At 74.5% G+C, this 18500-nt stretch carries 16 protein-coding genes; 3 read left to right on the forward strand and 13 right to left on the reverse strand.

Annotated features, from left to right (window positions below):
• Positions 1–825: a rhomboid family intramembrane serine protease gene (locus ACGFZN_RS19555; RefSeq protein ID WP_393859711.1), complete on the reverse strand. Its 825-nt coding sequence runs from the start codon at positions 823–825 to the stop codon at positions 1–3.
• 118 nt (positions 826–943) lie between these two features.
• Between ACGFZN_RS19555 and ACGFZN_RS19560 the strand changes: the two genes are divergently transcribed.
• Positions 944–1189: a hypothetical protein gene (locus ACGFZN_RS19560; protein ID WP_393859814.1), complete on the forward strand. Its 246-nt coding sequence runs from the start codon at positions 944–946 to the stop codon at positions 1187–1189.
• Positions 1190–1411: 222 nt separating this feature from the next.
• On the opposite strand, the gene ACGFZN_RS19565 is transcribed toward ACGFZN_RS19560, so the two are convergent.
• Both ACGFZN_RS19565 and ACGFZN_RS19570 read right to left on the reverse strand, forming a co-directional pair.
• Entirely contained in the window at positions 1412–2812 is a 1401-nt protein-coding gene (locus ACGFZN_RS19565; RefSeq protein WP_393859712.1) for an FAD-dependent oxidoreductase, read from the reverse strand.
• Between the two features lie 27 nt (positions 2813–2839).
• Entirely contained in the window at positions 2840–3823 is a 984-nt protein-coding gene (locus ACGFZN_RS19570; protein ID WP_393859713.1) for a DUF4349 domain-containing protein, read from the reverse strand.
• 183 nt (positions 3824–4006) lie between these two features.
• Here ACGFZN_RS19570 and hemG point away from each other — a divergent pair, with 183 nt between their 5' ends.
• Positions 4007–5461 carry a protoporphyrinogen oxidase gene (hemG, locus tag ACGFZN_RS19575; RefSeq protein WP_393859714.1) on the forward strand — a complete coding sequence of 485 codons (1455 nt, stop codon included), beginning with the start codon at positions 4007–4009 and terminating at the stop codon, positions 5459–5461.
• Between the two features lie 5 nt (positions 5462–5466).
• Positions 5467–6198 (forward strand): hydrogen peroxide-dependent heme synthase, encoded by a 732-nt coding sequence (hemQ, locus tag ACGFZN_RS19580; RefSeq protein ID WP_393859715.1) that lies wholly within the window; start codon positions 5467–5469, stop codon positions 6196–6198.
• 42 nt (positions 6199–6240) lie between these two features.
• Here hemQ and ACGFZN_RS19585 read toward each other — a convergent pair whose 3' ends face one another.
• The 10 genes from ACGFZN_RS19585 to ACGFZN_RS19630 form a co-directional block, all read right to left on the reverse strand.
• Entirely contained in the window at positions 6241–7878 is a 1638-nt protein-coding gene (locus ACGFZN_RS19585) for an alpha/beta hydrolase (protein ID WP_393859716.1), read from the reverse strand.
• 159 nt (positions 7879–8037) lie between these two features.
• Complete coding sequence (locus ACGFZN_RS19590; protein ID WP_393859717.1) at positions 8038–8817, reverse strand: TIGR04222 domain-containing membrane protein; 780 nt, start codon at positions 8815–8817, stop codon at positions 8038–8040.
• Between the two features lie 106 nt (positions 8818–8923).
• Positions 8924–9697 carry a DUF4142 domain-containing protein gene (locus tag ACGFZN_RS19595; protein WP_393859718.1) on the reverse strand — a complete coding sequence of 258 codons (774 nt, stop codon included), beginning with the start codon at positions 9695–9697 and terminating at the stop codon, positions 8924–8926.
• Positions 9698–9933: 236 nt separating this feature from the next.
• Positions 9934–11253, reverse strand: a complete 1320-nt coding sequence (locus tag ACGFZN_RS19600) for a DUF692 domain-containing protein (RefSeq protein ID WP_393859719.1) — start codon at positions 11251–11253, stop codon at positions 9934–9936.
• 247 nt (positions 11254–11500) lie between these two features.
• A complete protein-coding gene (locus ACGFZN_RS19605) occupies positions 11501–12226 on the reverse strand; it encodes a peptidyl-tRNA hydrolase (RefSeq protein WP_393859720.1) in 726 nt (241 codons plus the stop codon).
• Between the two features lie 201 nt (positions 12227–12427).
• Positions 12428–13951 (reverse strand): FAD-dependent oxidoreductase, encoded by a 1524-nt coding sequence (locus ACGFZN_RS19610; protein ID WP_393859721.1) that lies wholly within the window; start codon positions 13949–13951, stop codon positions 12428–12430.
• Between the two features lie 69 nt (positions 13952–14020).
• Positions 14021–15550: a methionine--tRNA ligase gene (locus ACGFZN_RS19615; protein WP_393859722.1), complete on the reverse strand. Its 1530-nt coding sequence runs from the start codon at positions 15548–15550 to the stop codon at positions 14021–14023.
• 230 nt (positions 15551–15780) lie between these two features.
• Positions 15781–16728 carry a PPK2 family polyphosphate kinase gene (locus ACGFZN_RS19620; RefSeq protein WP_393859723.1) on the reverse strand — a complete coding sequence of 316 codons (948 nt, stop codon included), beginning with the start codon at positions 16726–16728 and terminating at the stop codon, positions 15781–15783.
• A gap of 56 nt (positions 16729–16784) precedes the next feature.
• A complete protein-coding gene (locus tag ACGFZN_RS19625) occupies positions 16785–17342 on the reverse strand; it encodes a YbhB/YbcL family Raf kinase inhibitor-like protein (protein WP_393859724.1) in 558 nt (185 codons plus the stop codon).
• A 10-nt stretch (positions 17343–17352) separates the two neighbouring features.
• Positions 17353–18366 carry a slipin family protein gene (locus ACGFZN_RS19630; RefSeq protein ID WP_393859725.1) on the reverse strand — a complete coding sequence of 338 codons (1014 nt, stop codon included), beginning with the start codon at positions 18364–18366 and terminating at the stop codon, positions 17353–17355.
• Positions 18367–18500 lie beyond the last annotated feature (134 nt).

Here is an 18500-nt window from a genome sequence, read left to right on the forward strand (position 1 = left end):
TCACCACGTGTAGCGGGGCCGCGCCCGCCTGCCGAACAGCAGGCCGCGCGGCTCCGGCGGGGGCGGCGTGCCCGGCTTGAGCGGCCAGGCCAGCAGCATGCCCGCGACGAAGCCGACCACGTGCGCGGCGTACGCCACGGTGCCGGCGCTGGAGACGCCCTCGCCGGCCGAGTACACCGCCTGCAGCGCGAACCAGAAGCCCAGCACCAGCCAGGCGGGCAGCCTGAGCGGCAGGAAGATCAGGAACGGCACGAGGACCCACACCCGCGCCCTCGGCCACAGCACGATGTAGGCGCCGAGCACCCCCGCGATCGCGCCGGACGCGCCGATCAGCGGGTCGCCCGAGGCGGCGTTGAGCAGCGCGAAGCCGTATCCGGCCGCGTAACCGCAGACGACGTAGAAGAGGAAGAAGCGGATGTGGCCCATCCGGTCCTCGACGTTGTTGCCGAAGATCAGCAGGAAGAGCATGTTCCCGAGCAGGTGCAGCCAACTGCCGTGCAGGAACATCGCCGTGAACACCGACAGCGCCGGCGACTTGTCGTAGGAGGGCGGGGCGACCACGCAGCCCGGGCCGTGCGGGCCGACGCCGGTCTGTCCCGTCGGCACCAGCCGCGGCATCTGATGGTGGATCAGCTCCCGCGGCACCGCCGCGTAGTGGTCCGTGAAGGCCTGCAGATGGCACAGGTCGGCCAGGCTGCTGCCGCCGGCCACGGAACCGGCTATGCCGGGCGTGCTGAGGAACACCAGCACGTTGGCGGCGATCAGCGCGTACGTCACCCAGGGGGTGCGGCGCACCGGATTGACGTCGTGAACGGGGATGACCACACAGAAGTAGTGCCCGGGATGCGGCGGGCGAATCGGTGAACGGCGCCGGGCGGCCGTGCGTATCCGTCCTCAACCGACGTGAGGACAGGCGATGACGAACGCTCCGCAGGTTCAGCAGATGCAGGCACTGCCCGACGGCGAGGCCGAGCTGTCTTTGGTGGTACGGATCCCGTGGGAGGACGTCGCACGGCTCGGCCAGGAAGCGGGGCGGCTCGCCTCGCAGATGGGGCGGCCGGTCACGCTGGACGAGGCCGTCGGCTACCGGCTGCGGTCCACCCGGCCCACGGCCACGCACGCCAAGCCGGCGGGCGAGCAGCCGCAGGCCGCGGTCTCGGCTCTGCCGAGGATCAGCGGGACGGCCTAGGCCCTGTCGTCAAATTCCCGCCTGCCTCGCGACGCCGTGCACGCACTCTCGCCGCACCGGGCCCGGGCCCAAGTACGTCCAGTACGAGGGCCAGGACCCGGCACGCCGAGAGCACGCACCTGACGCCGCGAGGCCCGCCCTCCGGGCGGACGACGGGAATTTGACGACAGGACCTAGGCGCGGGTGCGGGCGCCTGTGTGGCCGGTCGCGCCGTCCCCCTGGTCACGAGGCGCCCTCGCGGACCTTCGCCGCGGCCTTTCTCGCCGCCACCAGCACGGGGTCCCACACCGGTGAGAAGGGCGGGGCGTAGCCGAGGTCCAGGGCCGTCATCTGCTCGACCGTCATCCGCGCGGTCAGCGCCACCGCGGCGATGTCGACGCGTTTCGCCGCGCCCTCCCGGCCGACGATCTGGACGCCGAGCAGCCGGCCGGTGCGGCGTTCGGCGAGCATCTTGACGGTCATCGGGGAGGCGCCGGGGTAGTAGCCGGCGCGGCTGGTGGACTCGATGGTGACCGTCTCGTACCGCAGGCCCACCCGGTCGGCGTCCTTCTCGCGCAGGCCGGTGCGGGCGATCTCCAGGTCGCAGACCTTGCTGACGGCCGTGCCGACCACCCCGGGGAACGTGGCGTAACCGCCGCCGGCGTTGGTGCCGACGACCTGGCCGTGCTTGTTGGCGTGGGTGCCGAGCGGGACGTACTGGTCCTGGCCGGAGACCAGGTTCAGCACCTCCACGCAGTCCCCGCCCGCCCAGATGTCCTCGTGTCCGCGCACCCGCATCGCCAGGTCGGTGAGCAGCCCGCCGTGCGCGCCGAGGGGAAGCCCCGCGGCCTTCGCGAGCGCGGTCTGCGGGCGGACGCCGATGCCGAGGACCACCACGTCCGCCGGGAACTCGGCGTCCCGCGTGGCCACCGCGCGGACCCGGCCGTCCGGGCCGGTGAGAATCCCGGTGACCTCAGCGTCGTTCACCATGGCGATGCCGAGGCCCTCCATGGCCCGGTGCACCAGCCGGCCCATGTCCGCGTCCAGCGTCGACATGGGCTCCTCGCCGCGGTTGACGACCGTCACCTCGAAACCGCGCTTGATGAGCGCCTCCGCCATCTCCACGCCGATGTAACCGGCGCCCACGACCACCGCCCTGCGGCCACGCGTGCGTGCCAGCGTCCGGAGCAGGGCCCGGCCGTCGTCCAGGGTCTGCACGCCGTGCACCCCGGGGGCGTCCACACCGGGCAGGTCGGGGCGGACCGGGCGCGCGCCGGTCGCGATGACGAGCTTGTCGTACGACGTCCAGGACTCGGCGCCGGAATCGACGTCACGCGCGCGTACCCGCTGTCCGGCCACGTCGATCTCCGTGACCTCGGTGCGCAGCCGCACCTGGATCGCCCGCGCACGGTGCTCCGCGGGCGTGCGGGCGACCAGGTCGTCCCGTTCGGGGACGTCGCCGCCCACCCAGTAGGGGATGCCGCATGCCGAGTAGGAAGTGAAAAAGCCGCGTTCGAAGGCCACGATCTCCAGCTCCTGCGGCCCCTTCAGCCGGCGCGCCTGCGACGCCGCGGACATGCCCGCCGCGTCGCCGCCGATCACGACCAGCCGTTCCGTCCCGCCCCGCCCGTCGTCCATGCTCATGGGGACACGCTACGGGCAGCGGCCATGTCACTTGCGCTCCGCCCGCTCCCCGGTGGACTCCGGCGCCGGACGGGCCGACGGCAGCGGCCCCAGCGCCGTCATCGCGGGCGCGGGCTCCGATCGGCGCGGCAGCCGGGGCCGTACGGCCCGGAGCCACAGCAGGCTCAGCAGGGCCGCGAACGCCGCGAACGGCAGGACGGCGCCCAGCGCGAGCAGCATCCAGCGCAGCAGGGTGACGAACACGTGCCAGCCGCCCGCCAGGGCGTCCGCGATGCCGGGGGAGCCGTCACCGGCCGCCGTGTGCACCGGTGCCCCGGACAGCGACAGCGTGATGGTGGCGAGGCTCGTGCGGTCCTTCAGGGACGCCTGCCGGGCCAGCAGCGCCTCCAGGTCGGCCTGACGGCTGCTCAGCTCGCCCTCCAGCGCGACGACATCGCTCAGCTTGTCCGCACGGGCCATCAGTGCCCGGATCCGGTCCACGCTGGCCCGCTGCGACTTCACGCGGCTGTCCACGTCCACGACCTGGTCGGTGACGTCGACGGCCCTCTCCGTGCCGCTGACCAGCCTGCCCTCGCCCTGGAGTTCGGCGAGGACCGTGTCGTACGCGGCGGCGGGCACCCGCAGCACGACCCGGCTTCGCTCGTGCCCGGCGCCATCCCGGCTCGTGCTCTCCTCGCCGGGGTAGCCGCCCGCCTCCTCGGCGGCCTTGCGCGCCCGGTCCAGGGCCTTGGCGACGTCCTCGACCTGGAGGGTGAGGGAGGCGGTCCGGACGATCGCGCTCTGCGGCAGCCGGGGTGTCCCGGTGGCCGCAGGTCCGGCGCCGCGGGCCGAGCCCTTTCCGGCGGCCGTGTCGGCGCCGTCCGCCGCGGATCCGGCGGCGGCCTTCGCCGGGGCGGCACCACCCGAGTCGGCGGCTCCGCCGCATCCGGCGAGGGCGAGGCAGGCGGCGACCAGGATCGCCGCCAGGGCCCGCGTGGGGCGTGCGGGCCGTGCGGAATGTGGCGTGCGCATGGGCGGTACCCCCGGGGGCTCTGCGTCCTGTGACGTTCCTCCGACGGCCGGCCGCGCCGGAACGTTCGGCCGGCGGCCCCCGTGCCGACAGCACCTGTGCCGACAGCCCCGTGCCGACGGTCCCCGGTGCGGAGGACCTCCGGTCCCGGCGGGAGTGTCGGCGGGGTCTGAGAGAGTGGGGGCATGAGCACAACGGGTACGCGTACGGGGCATGTCGTCGTCATCGGAGCCGGGATCGCCGGGCTGGCCGCCGCCCACCGGCTGCTGGGACGCGGCACGCGCGTGACCGTGCTGGAGGCGTCGGACCGGGTCGGCGGCAAGCTGCTGCCCGGGGAGGTCGCGGGCGTGCGCGTCGACCTGGGAGCCGAGTCGCTGCTCGCCCGCCGCCCCGAGGCGGTGACCCTCGCGCGTGAGACCGGGCTCGACGCACGGCTCCGGCCGCCGGCCACCGCCACCGCCTCGATCTGGACCCGTGGCGCCCTGCGCCCCATGCCCAAGGGCCATGTGATGGGCGTCCCCGGCACCGCCGAGGCCCTGGCCGGAGTCCTGTCCGACGAGGGGCTCGCCCGCATCGAGCGGGACGCCGACCTGCCGCCCACCGAGGTCGGCGACGACGTGGCCGTGGGGGAGTACGTCGCGGCGCGGCTCGGCCGCGAGGTGGTCGACCGCCTGGTCGAGCCCCTGCTCGGCGGGGTCTACGCGGGCGACGCGTACCGCATCTCGATGCGCTCGGCCGTCCCCCAGCTCTTCCAGGCCGCCCGCACCCACGCCTCCCTCACCGAGGCGGTCCGCGCGATCCAGGCCGGGGCGGCGGCGAACCCGCAGACCGGGCCGGTGTTCATGGGCATCGAGGGCGGCGTCGGCACCCTGCCGCTCGCGGTCGCGGACTCGGTGCGCGCGCGGGGCGGAGAGATCCTGACCGGGACGCCGGTCACCGGGCTGCGCCGGGAGGCGTCCGGCGGCTGGCGGATCACCGCGGGCGAGCGCCCGCTGCACGCCGACGCGGTGGTCCTCGCCGTACCGGCCCCGGCCGCCGCCGCCCTGCTGCGGCCGGAGTCCCCGGAGGCCGCCGCCGAGCTGGCCGCGATCGAGTACGCCTCCATGGCCCTGGTCACCCTCGCCTACCGGCGCGCGGACCTGCGCCTGCCGGAGGGCAGCGGCTTCCTCGTGCCCCCCGTCGACGGCCGCACCATCAAGGCGTCCACGTTCGCCTCGCAGAAGTGGGCCTGGATCGCCGAGCAGGACCCGGACGTCGTCGTGCTGCGCACCTCGGTGGGCCGGCACGGCGAGACGGAGATCCTCCAGCGGGACGACGCCGGCCTGGTGGACGTCTCCCGGCACGACCTGCGCGAGGCCACCGGCCTCGACGCCGCCCCCCTGGAGACCCGGGTCACCCGCTGGACCGACGGCCTGCCGCAGTACCCGGTGGGCCACCACGCGCGCGTGGCCCGCATCCGCGAGCACCTCGCCAAGCTGCCCGGCCTCGCGGTGTGCGGCGCGCAGTACGACGGCGTCGGCGTCCCGGCGTGCATCGCGAGCGCGTACGCGGCGGTGGACCAGCTGGGCGGCGACCCGGCCGGCGTCCGGGAACTGACCGCCCACCCGGTGCAGAGCCTTCACGGCGGAGCGGGAGAATAGGGACCATGAGTGACGACGCCCCCATCATCGAGACCGGCAGGATTCCGAACAAGGGCAAGCTGGCCAAGGACCTCAACGAGGTCATCCGCTACACCCTGTGGTCGGTCTTCAAGCTGAAGGACGTGCTGCCGGAGGACCGCGCGGGTTACGCCGACGAGGTCCAGCAGCTCTTCGACCAGCTGGCCGCCAAGGACGTGACCATCCGCGGCACCTACGACGTCTCGGGCCTGCGCGCCGACGCCGACCTGATGATCTGGTGGCACGCCGAGACCAGCGACCAGCTCCAGGAGGCGTACAACCTCTTCCGCCGCACGAAGCTGGGCCGCGCGCTCACCCCGGTGTGGTCCAACATGGCGCTGCACCGCCCGGCCGAGTTCAACCGCGCGCACATCCCGGCGTTCCTCGCCGACGAGACGCCCCGCAACTACGTCAGCGTCTACCCGTTCGTGCGCTCCTACGACTGGTACCTGCTGCCCGACGAGGACCGCCGCCGCATGCTCGCCGACCACGGCAAGATGGCCCGCGGCTACCCGGACGTGCGCGCCAACACGGTCGCGTCCTTCTCCCTCGGCGACTACGAGTGGATCCTGGCGTTCGAGGCCGACGAGCTGTACCGCATCGTCGACCTCATGCGCCACCTGCGCGGCTCCGAGGCCCGGATGCACGTCCGCGAGGAGATCCCGTTCTTCACGGGCCGCCGCAAGGACATCGGGGACCTGGTGGCCGGACTGGCCTGACGGTCCGCCCGGGGCGGCGCCGCGACAGGGGCCGGGCGAGCCCTAGCGCCGCCCGGCCGCGGGCAGCCCCCGCCGGGGACCCTTCTTCGGCCCGGCCGCCGGCGGCAGCCGGTGCGGCGCGCAGGCCGCGTGCCGTCCCGGGATCCGCCCCTCGAGCAGGTATGCCTCGAAGTGGCCGTTGACGCAGCGGTTCGGGCCGCCCGCGATGCCGTGCGTGCCCGCGTCCCGCTCCGTCACCAGCACCGAACCGCCCAGCCGCCGGTTCATCTCCAGCGCGCCCGGGTACGGCGCGGCCGCGTCCCGCTCGGCCGCCAGGATCAGCACCGGCGGCAGCTCGCCCGGCCCGGTGCGCACGTCGAGCGGCTGCTGCCGGGGCTCCGGCCAGTAGGCGCACGGCAGGTTCATCCACGCGTTGTCCCAGGTCTCGAACGGCGCCACCCGGGCGAGCCGGGTGTTGTCCCGGTCCCACACCTTCCAGTCCGTCGGCCACGGCGCGTCGTTGCACTCCACCGCCGTGTAGACGGCGTTCTCGTTCTCCGCCTCCGCGGCCGTCCCGGCGTCCGGCGCGGCCAGCCGGACCAGTGGCCCGGGATCGCCGTGCAGATAGGCCGACAGGGCCGCGGCCCGGCTCGGCCAGAAGTCGTCGTAGTACCCGGCCGTCAGGAACGCGTTCTGCAGCTGGCCGGGACCGACCTTCCCGCCGGCCGCCTTCCGGGCCAGCCGGCCGGCGGCGGTGTCATAGCTGCGCTGCACCTTCGCGGCGGTGTTCCCCAGCTTGTACACGTCGTCGTGGCGGGCGATCCAGTCCCGGAAGTCCGCCCAGCGCTCCTCGAACGCGGCCGACTGGTCGAGGTTGTCCTGGTACCAGATCTTCGCCGGATCCGGGTCGACCGCCGAGTCCAGCACCATGCGCCGCACGTGCGTGGGGAACATCGCCGCGTACAGCGAGCCGAAGTAGGTGCCGTACGACGCCCCCACGAAGGTGAGCCGGTCCTCGCCCAGCGCGGCCCGCAGCACGTCCAGGTCCCGGGCGTTGTTCAGCGAGGTGTAGAAGCGCAGCCTGCTCCCGGAGCGCTTCGCGCAGCCCCGCGCGTACGCTTTGGCCTGCGCGACGCGCTGCCGCTTGTACGCCTCGGAGGGGTGCGCCGGCGCCGCGGTGGGCGCCTTGAGGAAGCGCTTCGGGTCCTCGCAGGACAGCGGCGCCGAACGGCCCACGCCGCGCGGGGCGTAGCCGACCAGGTCGTAGGCGGCCGCGATCCGCTGCCACTGGGGGACCGTGCCGACCAGCGGGAAGTACATGCCGGACGCGCCGGGGCCGCCCGGGTTGTAGACGAGGGCGCCCTGCCGGGGGACCTTCCGCTTGCTGTTGCGCGGGTCCTTCTGCGTCGCCGGCATCCGGCTGACCGTCAGCCTGATCTGCCTGCCGTCCGGGTGGGCGTAGTCGAGCGGGACGGTCACCGTGCCGCAGCGCAGCCCCTTCGGCGCCTCGGGCGCGTCGGCGGGGGAGCACGGGCCGAAGTCGATGCCGGCCGTCCGGGCGCGGGCCGCGGCCACCTCGGTGCCGCGCAGCTCGGCCGCGCCGGGGGCGGCGGACGCGCCGCCCGCGCCGTCCGCCGGGGCGGCGGCCAGCGCGGTCAGCAGCAAGGACCCGGCGGCCGAGTACAGGGCGGCAGCTCTCATCGCGTTTCCCTTCGGTACGGCGACGGCGATGGCACGGCTGCCACGCCCCGGCCTCAACAGAAGGGATGTTTCGTTCGCCCCCCGGAGAAGGCAAGCACCATCCGGCCGGTGTCGGCCGCAATGCCCCCTATGCGCCCCCTGGGCGGCCCCCGGACGCCCTCACTCCCGCCAGGGCTGGTCGCGATGGGTGAAGGCGGCGCGCAGCCGCGGCTCACCGATCGCCCGGATCCCGCGCACGGCGACCGAGGTGAGGAACGACCGCTCGTCACCGGCCGGCCGGCGCACCAGCGCGCCCAGCAGCCGCTGCCCGGCGGGGGAGGCCCAGCGGGTGTACGGGTGCACCTCGAAGCGGGCGATGGCCAGGCAGCTCAGGGACAGCGCGAGGGGCAGGGCGAACCACAGGCCGACCAGCAGCCGCGGCGTCCCGGTCCCGATCGGCAGCAGCAGCGCGGTCGCCCCCAGGACGGCCACGGCGAGCGCGGCGGCGCGCACCTGGCGCACCGCGGCGCCCACGGTCGTCCCGGCGTCCTCGGGTACGGCGAGCCCGGCCCGCACCAGCCGGTCGGCGAGCCGCCGTACGGCCTCGGCGCCGGCCGCCCGGGACCGCGCGGGCGCGATGCGCGACTGCCCCTCCGGGCCGATGGCCCCTATGACCGACTGCTCGATCTCGTCACGCCCCAGCGGATCCACGACCGTGGCCCAGCCGGTGTGCGCGAGCAGCAGGCGGCGCTGGCGGGCCATGGAGACCATCGTCACATCGGCGACCCGGACCGGGCCGCCGGAGAGGAAGGCCGCTTCGTACAGCGTCAGTTCGCGCTCGGAGTCCACCGTCGCGGCATCCGCGTCCAGGGCTGCGGCGCGGACGGCCGCCAGACACAGCCTGGTGCACGCCGTACCGGCGAAAGCCCAGGCCAGAAACAGGAGAAGGACCCAGAACATGACGCGTTTCTATGCCAGGAGCCCGGGGGAGCGCCATGCCTTGTTCATCATCCGGACACAGTGTCACAGGTTCGTGACGTTGCGTTCGCCGCCCTGATCCGGGCCGTCAGGAGCCGCTGGTCCCCGGCGGCGGGCTGGTGGTGGCGGGCGGCATGGAGTACGACTCGTCCGGCGACGGGGCGACCGGCACCGCGGCGGAGGGGTCCACGGCCGGCGGGGTCGGCACGGGGCTGGGGGACGCCGCCAGCTCCTGGGCCAGCGCGGCGAAGTCGACGTATCCCGTCGCCTCCAGCACCTTGATGTGATCCAGGGTGGTCGCGTTCGCGTCGTCGGCGAGATCGCGGACCAGGGAGTTCTGGGTTCCGGCCCGGACCTGGGCGACCTGCGTGTACATCCGGCCCTGGGCGAGCCGGACGATTCCGGCGAACCGGCGGTCGAAGTCCTGGCCCTGCGCGGAGCGCAGCGTGTCCAGCCACTGCTTCTGCTGGGCGTTCGGCTCGTTGGGCAGCGGCACGCCGAGCTGGCCGGCGACGGTGCGGAGATGGCCGTCCAGCGAGGTCTGCCCGTCGACCAGGTGCCGGCCCGCCGTGCGGACGGCCGCCGTGGTGCCCTTGCGCTCCGCGAGCTCGCCGGCGGTCAGCTCCCACAGGCCCGCCAGCCGGACCCCGGTGATGAGATCCCGGTCCTGCGCCGACAGGGGGCCGTAGGGGGTGGTGACGGTCTGCGTGCTCAGCACGGTGGCGCCGGCCGCGGGGCTCGGGCGGTCGGCGTACGACCACAGCGGGTACAGCAGCGCCGTCGCGGTCGCCGCGAGGGCGGCGATGACGAGGCCTGTGCCGCTGAATATGCCTCTGCCCTTGATCGGGGGCCGGGGTCGCATGACGCCTCCTGTCAGCGCACCGCACGCGGATGTGCATGGGGGGTGGGTGCGGGCGGCATATTACTCGGGCGCGGGCCGGTGCCGCGGTTCGCTGCCGCGGGGTGGGGCAGGGGACGGCATGCGCGTGGCACCGGAGGCCGACCGGGCGCCGGCGGGTGCTGATGCGTCGTGGCCGGTCGCGCGGTTCCCCGCGCCCTCGGGGGGCGCGTCGCCGTCGCAGCCTGCGGGCAGCCGGCTCACACCGCCCGCAGCAGTACCTTCCGTGCCGCCCGGGTCATCCGCCCGCCGGGGCGCGGAGCCGGACCCGAGCGGTCCAGCCACCATTCGCGAAGCCGGCGGCGGGAGGCGGTGTCGTCCGGGCGGCCGGAGCCGAGCAGGTGGGCGGCGAAGTCCAGGGCGTCGCGGCGGTATCCCCCGGGCATCGGGCGCGACCGGGCGTAGTGCAGGAAAGCCGCCCGGTACCCCTCGCCGAGGATGACCGGCAGTTCGGGGGCCACCTTCGCCACCACGTCGGCCCGCTTGGCGGCCAGGGCCCGTGCCTGCACCCCCATCCGCACCCGGTCGAAGCCCTCGGGCACCGGCGTCCCGGCGACCAGTGCGGACAGCACGGCGGCCTGGGACACGGCGAGCCGCTCCCGGGCGCCGGCCTGCGCAGGGGGTACGACGGGGGTGTCCCGGCCGTCCGCCGTGCCGTGCCCGGCAGACGGCGCCGGGTCCGCGCCGGCCCGCTCGCGCCCTGCCCGGACCGCGCCCTGGATCGACGCCAACTCCCGCGCCAGTTCGGCCGGTTCGGGGAAGTTCTCGTCCCTTTCCAGGAGGACTCCGGGCGGAGCGGTGCGGGCGGCGAGGTCGGTCAGGATGTCGTAGACCGGGCGCGGCACGGGGTGGGCGTGGCTGTCGTGCCAGACGCCGTCGCGTTCGAAGCCGCCCGCGACATGGACGTAGGCGATCGCCTCCACGGGCAGCGCGGCCAGCGCCTCGGCCGGGTCCTCGCCGCGGTTGACGTGGTTGGTGTGCAGGTTGGCCACGTCGATCAGCAGGCGTACGCCGGTCCGCTCGACCAGTTCGGACAGGAACTGCCCCTCGGTCAGCTCCTCGCCCGGCCAGGAGAACAGCGCGGCGATGTTCTCCACGGCCAGCGGCACGGGCAGCGCGTCCTGGGCTATGCGCACGTTCTCGCAGAGCACGTCCAGGGCGTCCCGCGTGCGCGGCACCGGCAGCAGATGCCCGGCCTCCAGACGCGGGGAGGCGGTCAGCGGGCCGCCGGCGCGGACGAACGCGATGTGCTCGGTGACCAGGGGTGAGCCGAGCGCCTCGGCCCGCTCCGCCAGCGCCGTCAGCCGGGCCTCTTCGGGCCGGTCGGCGCCGCCCAGGCCCAGGGAGACGCCGTGCGGGACCACGGTCACCCCGCGGTCGCGCAGCCGCAGCAGCGACTCCGGCAGGTGCCCGGGGCAGACGTTCTCGGCCACCACCTCCACCCAGTCGATGCCCGGCAGCCGCTCCACGGCGCCCGCGATCTCCGGCCGCCAGCCGATCCCCGTACCCAGTCGCCGCATGCTCCCACCCCTCCTTCGCGGATCCGTCCGCCGAATGACGGGGGTATGGCCCACGCGACCGACCACGAACCACGCCCAGGCCGTCTTCAGAGCAACATTTGAGCTTCCCCCGCCCCGATCCCACACCGGCCACCGCCCGGGGATGCGGCCCGGGGCACGCGGTGCCGCCCGGGCGGACGTCCCGCAGTGATCCTCGGCGGACACCCCCCAGCGGTCGTCGCCCGGCGCCCCGCAGCTGGCCGGTGGCTTAGCGCAACGCGGGGTGGTCGGCGGCTACCGTGCAGCTGCCCGGGGCGATCTCTGTGAAGCCCGCGTCGCGGACGACCGGGAGGCGGCCGTCCGTCAGGCGGGGCCAGTCGGTGGGGGCGGCCGTGCGGACGGTCAGTGCGTAGCCGGCGTCCCGCCAGGCGGCGCGTTCCGCGTCGGACAGCGCCCACCAGGCCAGCTGGGCGCCGTGCCCGGCCTGCGCCATCGCCTTTCCGGCGGACATCTCCAGCTCGGGGTTCAGCCACAGCACGGGCTGCGCCGGGTCGGCGGCGACGGGCGGCTCGGGGTCGTCCAGCTCGGTGCCGGAGACCTGGAGCTTCGCCAGGTCCTTGGGCCAGCCGTCGAGCGGGATCGGCGGAAACACCCGTACCTGCGCGGACTTGCCGGTCACCGTGATCCCGGGCAGCGCCTCGGCCCGCCGCCACTCGGCGCCGCGCGCCCGCCGGACCACCTTGCGGATCCGCGCGTCCTGCCAGTCGCGCACCGCCTCGGCCCACTCGCCGTCCCCGTGCGCCCGCTCGTCCCCGAGCAGCACGAGCACCGCCCGTGCGGCCGTCTCCAGCGCGTCCGTGCGCGCGGGCGGCGCGGCGCGCTCGATCCGCACGACGAGGGGCAGCACGAACTGGGGCGCCTCGTCGCGCGGGCTGCGCCCGGCCTGGACGGGACTGACGGGACTGTCTCCGGGGGACGCTGAAACCTGGCTCACAGCAGTCAACCTTAAGGGGACCGCCGGTCACCCTGAGCAGGCCGTGCGCTGCGCCTCCTGCCGTTCACAGCGGGGGCACAGCGTGATGCCCTTGTACGACTCCGGGTACTACGCATACGGCGGCCCGTGGGCCTTCGGTGGTTTCGCCGCCCGCACCACCGTGCAGTAGTCCTCGTCGCTCATGTCTCCAGCGTAGGAGCCTCACAGCTCCCGCTGCTCCAGCGGCCGCACCGCCGGGCCCTGCAGGACCGTGCCGTCGACGGCGAAGCGGGAGCCGTGGCAGGGACATTCCCAGGCGCGTTCGGCCCGGTTGAAGGAGACCAGGCAGCCGAGGTGCGTGCAGCGGGCCGACACCGCGTGCAGGGCGCCCTCCTCGTCCCGGTGCACCGCGAGCCGCTTGCCGTCCACCCGGACCACCGCCCCGTCGCCGGGCGCCAGATCGTCCACCGAACCCGGCGGTTTGAGCCGGTCGCCGACCAGGTGCCGGGCCACCTCCGCCTGGGTCTTCAGCAGCGACGGCGCCTCGCGCACCACCGACTTCAGCCGCCGCGGGTCGTACAGCTCGCGCCAGGGGCAGTCCCGTCCGGTGATCAGCGCGGTCAGCAGCAGCCCGGCCATGATCCCGCCGCTCAGCCCCCAGCCGCCGAAACCGGTGGCGACATAGGTGTGCCTGGCCGCAGGGTGGAAGGGGCCGACCAACGGCACGGTGTCGGTGGCGTCGTTGTCCTGGGTGGCCCAGGCCTGCTCCGGGGCCGTCCCCGGGAAGTGCTCCTCGGCCCAGCGCGCGAGGGTGTCCAGGCCGGCCCCCACGTCGCCGGTGCCGGGCGTGAAGTGCTCGCCGGTGACGACGAGCAACCGCTGCCCGTCCGCACCGTACGGCGCCGTGCGCACCGAGCGGGTGTTCTCCTCGGGTGTGATGTACATGCCCTCCGGGTCCGGGCCGTCGTTCAGCGGGCCCGCGACGACCAGTTCACGGCGCGGGGAGAGCCGGGCGAACAGCAGCGCCCGGTCGAACACCGGGTAGTGGGTGGCGATCACGATGTCCCGCGCGGTGACCGTGTGCCCCGACTCGGTCGTGAGCCGGCACGGCTCCCCGCCCTCCTGCAGCCCGACGACCCGTGTCCCCTCGTACACCTGGCCGCCCCGCGCGACGAGGTCGTCGGTGATCGCCCGCAGGTACTTGACCGGGTGGAACTGCGCCTGCCCGGTGACCCGCACCGCGCCCGCCACCGGGAACGGCAGCCCGGTCTCCGTCGTGAACGAGGCCGGCAGCCCCGCGTTCCGGGCCGCCTCCGCCTCCGCCCGCAGCTCGTCGACGCGTGCCCGGCCCCGCACGTAGGTGTACGCGTCCCGGGTCTCCCACTCGCAGTCGATGCCCAGCTCGTCGACCAGCGCCGCCGCGTGCTCGATCGCCTCCGACTGCGAGCGGGCGTACAGCCGCGCGCCCTCGGGACCGCGGGTGCGCCGCAGCCTGTCGTACACGAGCGTGTGCTGGGCGGTCAGCTTGGCCGTGGTGTATCCGGTGACCCCGGCCGCCACCCGCCCGGCCTCCAGCACCGCCACCCCCAGCCCTGCCCGGGCCAGTTCGTAGGCGGTGCTGAGCCCGGCGATGCCCGCGCCGACGACGGCCACGTCGACGTCGATGTCCTCGCTCAGCGCGGGCCGGTCGGGCCCCGGCGCGGTGCGGAGCCAGTAGGAGCCGGTGACGTTCCGCTGCGTGTGCATGACCGCCGGGTACCCCGACCGCGGGCCGTTCAGCACGCTCTTCCGGCATCCCGCCGGCGACGTTCCCGGTCAGGCGTCCCGGTCAGGCTCCCGGAGGCGGCGGAACAGCGGCGCCGCCGGTGGCAGGACGCCGTCCACGGCGGTCACCTGCGCCGCGATCCGGGCCGCGGAGTCCGGGACGAACGGCCGCAGCTCCTCGGCCAGGACGCGGCACGCCGTGACCAGGGCGGCGAGCACCGCGTCGAGGCGCTCGGCCGCCCCGGCGTTGCCGTGCCGCTCGGCGCGGGCCAGCTCCCAGGGCCGGGTGGCGTCGACGCAGCGGTTGGCCTCCTCCACGACCTCCCGGACGGCGCCCGTGGCGCGGCGGAAGTCGAAGCCGGCCAGCGCCGCGTCGACGCGGGCCGGAACCCGCTCGCACACCTCCAGCAGTCCGGCCACCGCGAACCGGTCCCCGCCGAGCGCGGGTACCGTCCCGCCCCGGTAGCGGTGGACCATCGTCACGACGCGGTGGACCAGATTGCCGAGACCGCCCGCGAAGTCCGCGTCGGTACGGGCGACCAGCCGGTCCGGTGTGAAGTCGGCGTCCCCGACCCGGGGCACCTCGCACAGCAGCCACCAGCGCACCGCGTCGGTGCCGTACGCCTCGGCCAGTTCCACCGGATCGACCGTCGTCCCACCGGACTTGCTGATCTTGCGCCCGCCGACCGTCAGGTAGTCGTGGACCAGGATGTCGGTGGGCAGCGGCAGCCCCGCCGACAGCAGCATCGCCGGCCAGTACACGGCGTGGAAGCGCACCACTCCTTTGCCGACCAGGTGGGTGCGGCGCTCGCCGTCCGCCCACCACGTCCGGTACGCGGGGTCGTCGGTGCCGTAGCCGAGGCTGGTGACGTAGTTGCCGAGCGCGTCCCACCACACGTAGACGACCTGGCTGGGGTCACCGGGCACCGGGATGCCCCAGCCGCGGGCGCGGGTGTGCGAGCGTGAGACGGAGAAGTCGTGCAGGCCCCCGGCGATCAGGGCGAGGACCTCGTTGCGGCGGGCGGCGGGCTCGACGCGCAGGGCGCCGCCGGCGATCAGCTCGTGCAGCCGGCCGGCGTACCGGGACGGCCGGAAGAACCAGTTCTCCTCCGCCACCCGCTGCGGCTCGGTGCCGTGCTCGGCACAGCGCCCGTCGACCAGTTCGGCCTCGGTGTAGAACTGCTCGCAACCGACGCAGTACAGGCCCTCGTAGTGCTTGCGGTACAGGTCGCCGGCGGCCGCGCACCGGCGCCACAGGCGCTCCACGCCGATGCGGTGGCGCGGGTCGCGGCTGGTGCGGATGAAGTCGTCCAGCGACAGCGCCAGCGGCCCGCGCAGGGCGGCGAACGCCTCGGCGTTGCGGTCGACGAGGGTGCGGACGTCGACGCCCTCGGCCTCGGCGGCCAGCACGTTCTTCAGGGAGTTGTCGTCGGTGCCGCTGAGCAGCCGCACCCGGTCGCCGCGCTGCCGGTGGTGGCGGGCCAGCGTGTCCGCCTGGACCAGCTCCAGCGCGAAGCCCAGGTGCGGGCGGGCGTTGACGTACGGGATCGTCGTGGTGATGTAGTGGCGGGATGCGGTCATCGCACACCTTCCGGTGTCAGGAGACGAGGGCCGCCGCGCACACCACGTCGAGGCCCCGTCCCGGGGCCTCGGATGCGTCACGCGTCCATGCTCAGCAGCCCCGTGGAGGGGGCATCATCCGGTGCTGAGGCGAAGGCGTGATCATGCGTGGGATGCTAGCAACGCGGGCCGTGGCCGGGCACGCGCTTTTCGCGCCGCACTGCGGTGCCGCGCCCCGGTACGGCACGGGCTCACGGGCTCGTCAGCAGCCGCTCCCGGCACTCGGCCGCGTCGAAGTCCGCCTTCGGGTACTGCGGGTCCAGGTCCTGGAGGTGCTCCAGCAGCAGGCGGCTGATCGCCCAGTTCCGGTACCACTTGCGGTCCGCCGGGATCACGTACCAGGGCGCGTACGGCGCCGCGCAGCGCTCCAGGGCGAGCTGGTACGCCTCCTGGTACGCGGGCCACAGGGCGCGCTCGTCGATGTCGCCGGGGTCGAACTTCCAGTGCTTGTCCGGGCGGTCCAGCCGGCGCAGCAGCCGGCGCCGCTGCTCCTCGTAGGACAGGTGCAGAAAGCACTTGACCAGGGTGACGCCGTCCTCGGCGAGGGACCGCTCGAAGTCGTTGACGAGGCCGTAGCGGCTGCCGATCTCGGCGGGCCGGGCCAGGTGCCGGACGCGGGCGATGAGCACGTCCTCGTAGTACGAGCGGTCGAAGATCCCGATCTCGCCCGGCCGGGGCAGCGCCGGGCGCACCCGCCACAGGAAGTCGTGCCGCCGCTCCTCCTCGGTGGGCGCCTTGAACGCGTGGATACGGCACCCGGAGGGGTTGAGGTGCCCGATGACGTGCTTGACCGTGCCGCCCTTGCCGCTGGTGTCCATGCCCTGCAGCACCAGCAGCACCCGCCGCCGGTCGCCCGCCGTGGCCGCCGCCCACAACCGCTCCTGCAACCGGGCCAGCTGCTTGCCCATCCGCGCGCTGTCGGCCCGGCCGGCCCGCTTGCCGCCGGGAGCGCCGGGCGTGGCACGGGTGTCGAACGCGGCGAGGTCGACCGGCTCGCCGGGCGGAAGACGCAGCACCTGGCGAAGGTCCCGGCCGCTCTCGCCGCCGCCCCCGTTCTTCCCTCCGCTCTCAGTCCCGCTCTTCGCCTCGATCTTCTTCCCGCTCTTCTTGCCGCTCTTCGTCCTGCTCTTCTCCGCCATGGCCGCCCCTTCCCTCGCTCGGTGTAGGCCGGAACGCCCGGTGGGCCCTCGCGGCCCTATGCGCGGCCGTACCGGCCCGTGAGAACGCCCATGCCCAGCGTGTGCCCGGAAAGCGCCCGCAGCAGCTCGCCGCCCGAGGCGCCCGCGGCGAGCGGCACCCGGCGGTCGACGGCGTACACGGTGAGGACGTAGCGGTGCGGCCGGTCGCCGCGCGGCGGGCAGGGTCCGCCGTACCCGGTCTTCCCGAAGCCGTTGCGTCCCTCGGCGGCCCCCTGCGGGCGCTCCCCGGCGGACAGGCGTGTGGTGTGGGGGCCGATGTTCCAGACCAGCCAGTGCGCGAACGTGCCGTGCGCGGCGTCGGCGTCCCGCAGGACCAGCGCCAGCGAGGCCGTCCCCGCGGGGACGCCGGTGACGGCGAGCGGAGGCGAGACGTCGGCGCCGTCACAGGTGTACCGGCGCGGGACGCTGGCGCCGTCGGCGTACGCCGTGCTCGTCACCGTCAGCCGGGCGGCGGGGGAGGGCGCCGCGGAGGGCGCGTCGGACGGTGCGGCGCCGTCGCCGCAGCCCGCCGCGAGGAGCGTCGCGGCCACGGCGATCACCCAGTTCCTGCGCATGCCCGGAACGTTAACCGGAGCGCAGCTCCCGGTCACCGACCGGCGCGGCCGGCCGGGCGTCGTCCGTCTCCGGGGCGGGCGCGGTGCCGCTGTCCGGCGTGATCTGCGGGGCGTCCGGGTCCACGCGGGGCGGTGCGTCGTCGCCCGGTGCGGTCGGCGCCTCCGCGTCCAGGAGGCGCTCGGTGCCGGCGCCGCCCGCCGCGGCCTGCCCGCTGCCCCGCTCCAGCCGGCGTTCCCCGTCCCCGTCGCCGCCCGGCGCGGCCGGCTGGTTGCCCCGCTCCAGGAAGTGCAGCAGCTCCACCGGGATCGGCAGGACCAGCGTGGAGTTCTTCTCGGCGGACACCGCCATCACCGTCTGCAGCAGCCGCAGTTGGAGGGCGGCGGGCGTGTCGGCCATCTGCTGCGCGGCCTCGGCCAGTTTCTTGGAGGCCTGGTACTCGGCGTCCGCGTTGATGATCCGGGCCCGGCGCTCCCGGTCGGCCTCCGCCTGGCGGGCCATGGACCGCTTCATCGTGTCGGGCAGGGACACGTCCTTGATCTCGACCCGGTCGACCTGGACGCCCCAGCCGACGGCCGGGCTGTCGATCATCAGCTCCAGACCCTGGTTGAGCTTCTCCCGGTTGGAGAGCAGATCGTCCAGGTCGCTCTTGCCGATGATCGACCTGAGGGACGTCTGCGCCATCTGCGACACCGCGAACTTGTAGTCCTCCACCTTCACCAGCGCGCTCACCGCGTCGACCACCCTGAAGTAGACGACCGCGTCCACGCGGACGGTGACGTTGTCGCGGGTGATGCCCTCCTGGGCGGGGATCGGCAGGGTCACGATCTGCATGTTGACCTTCTGCAGCCGGTCCACGAAGGGGATGATCAGGTTGAAGCCCGGCGGTCGTACGTCACCCGCGACGCGTCCCAGCCGGAACAGCACGCCCCGTTCGTACTGCTTGACCACGCGCGCCGCCATCGCCAGGTACACCAGGCCGGCGCAGCCCGCCCCGATGATCGCACCCAGCAGATCCTCGACCATGACGACCTCCTCGCACAGAGGTCCGATGCGTCTGTCTCTGCAACGATATGCCCCCGCCGCCCCACGGGGCCATGCCGTCGGCGGGTGGCCGTGCCGGGGGGACGGAACCCCCTGGCACGGCCCCTGGTACGGCC

Source organism: Streptomyces sp. NPDC048192 (genome assembly GCF_043202415.1).
In the GTDB taxonomy this organism is placed as follows: domain Bacteria; phylum Actinomycetota; class Actinomycetes; order Streptomycetales; family Streptomycetaceae; genus Streptomyces.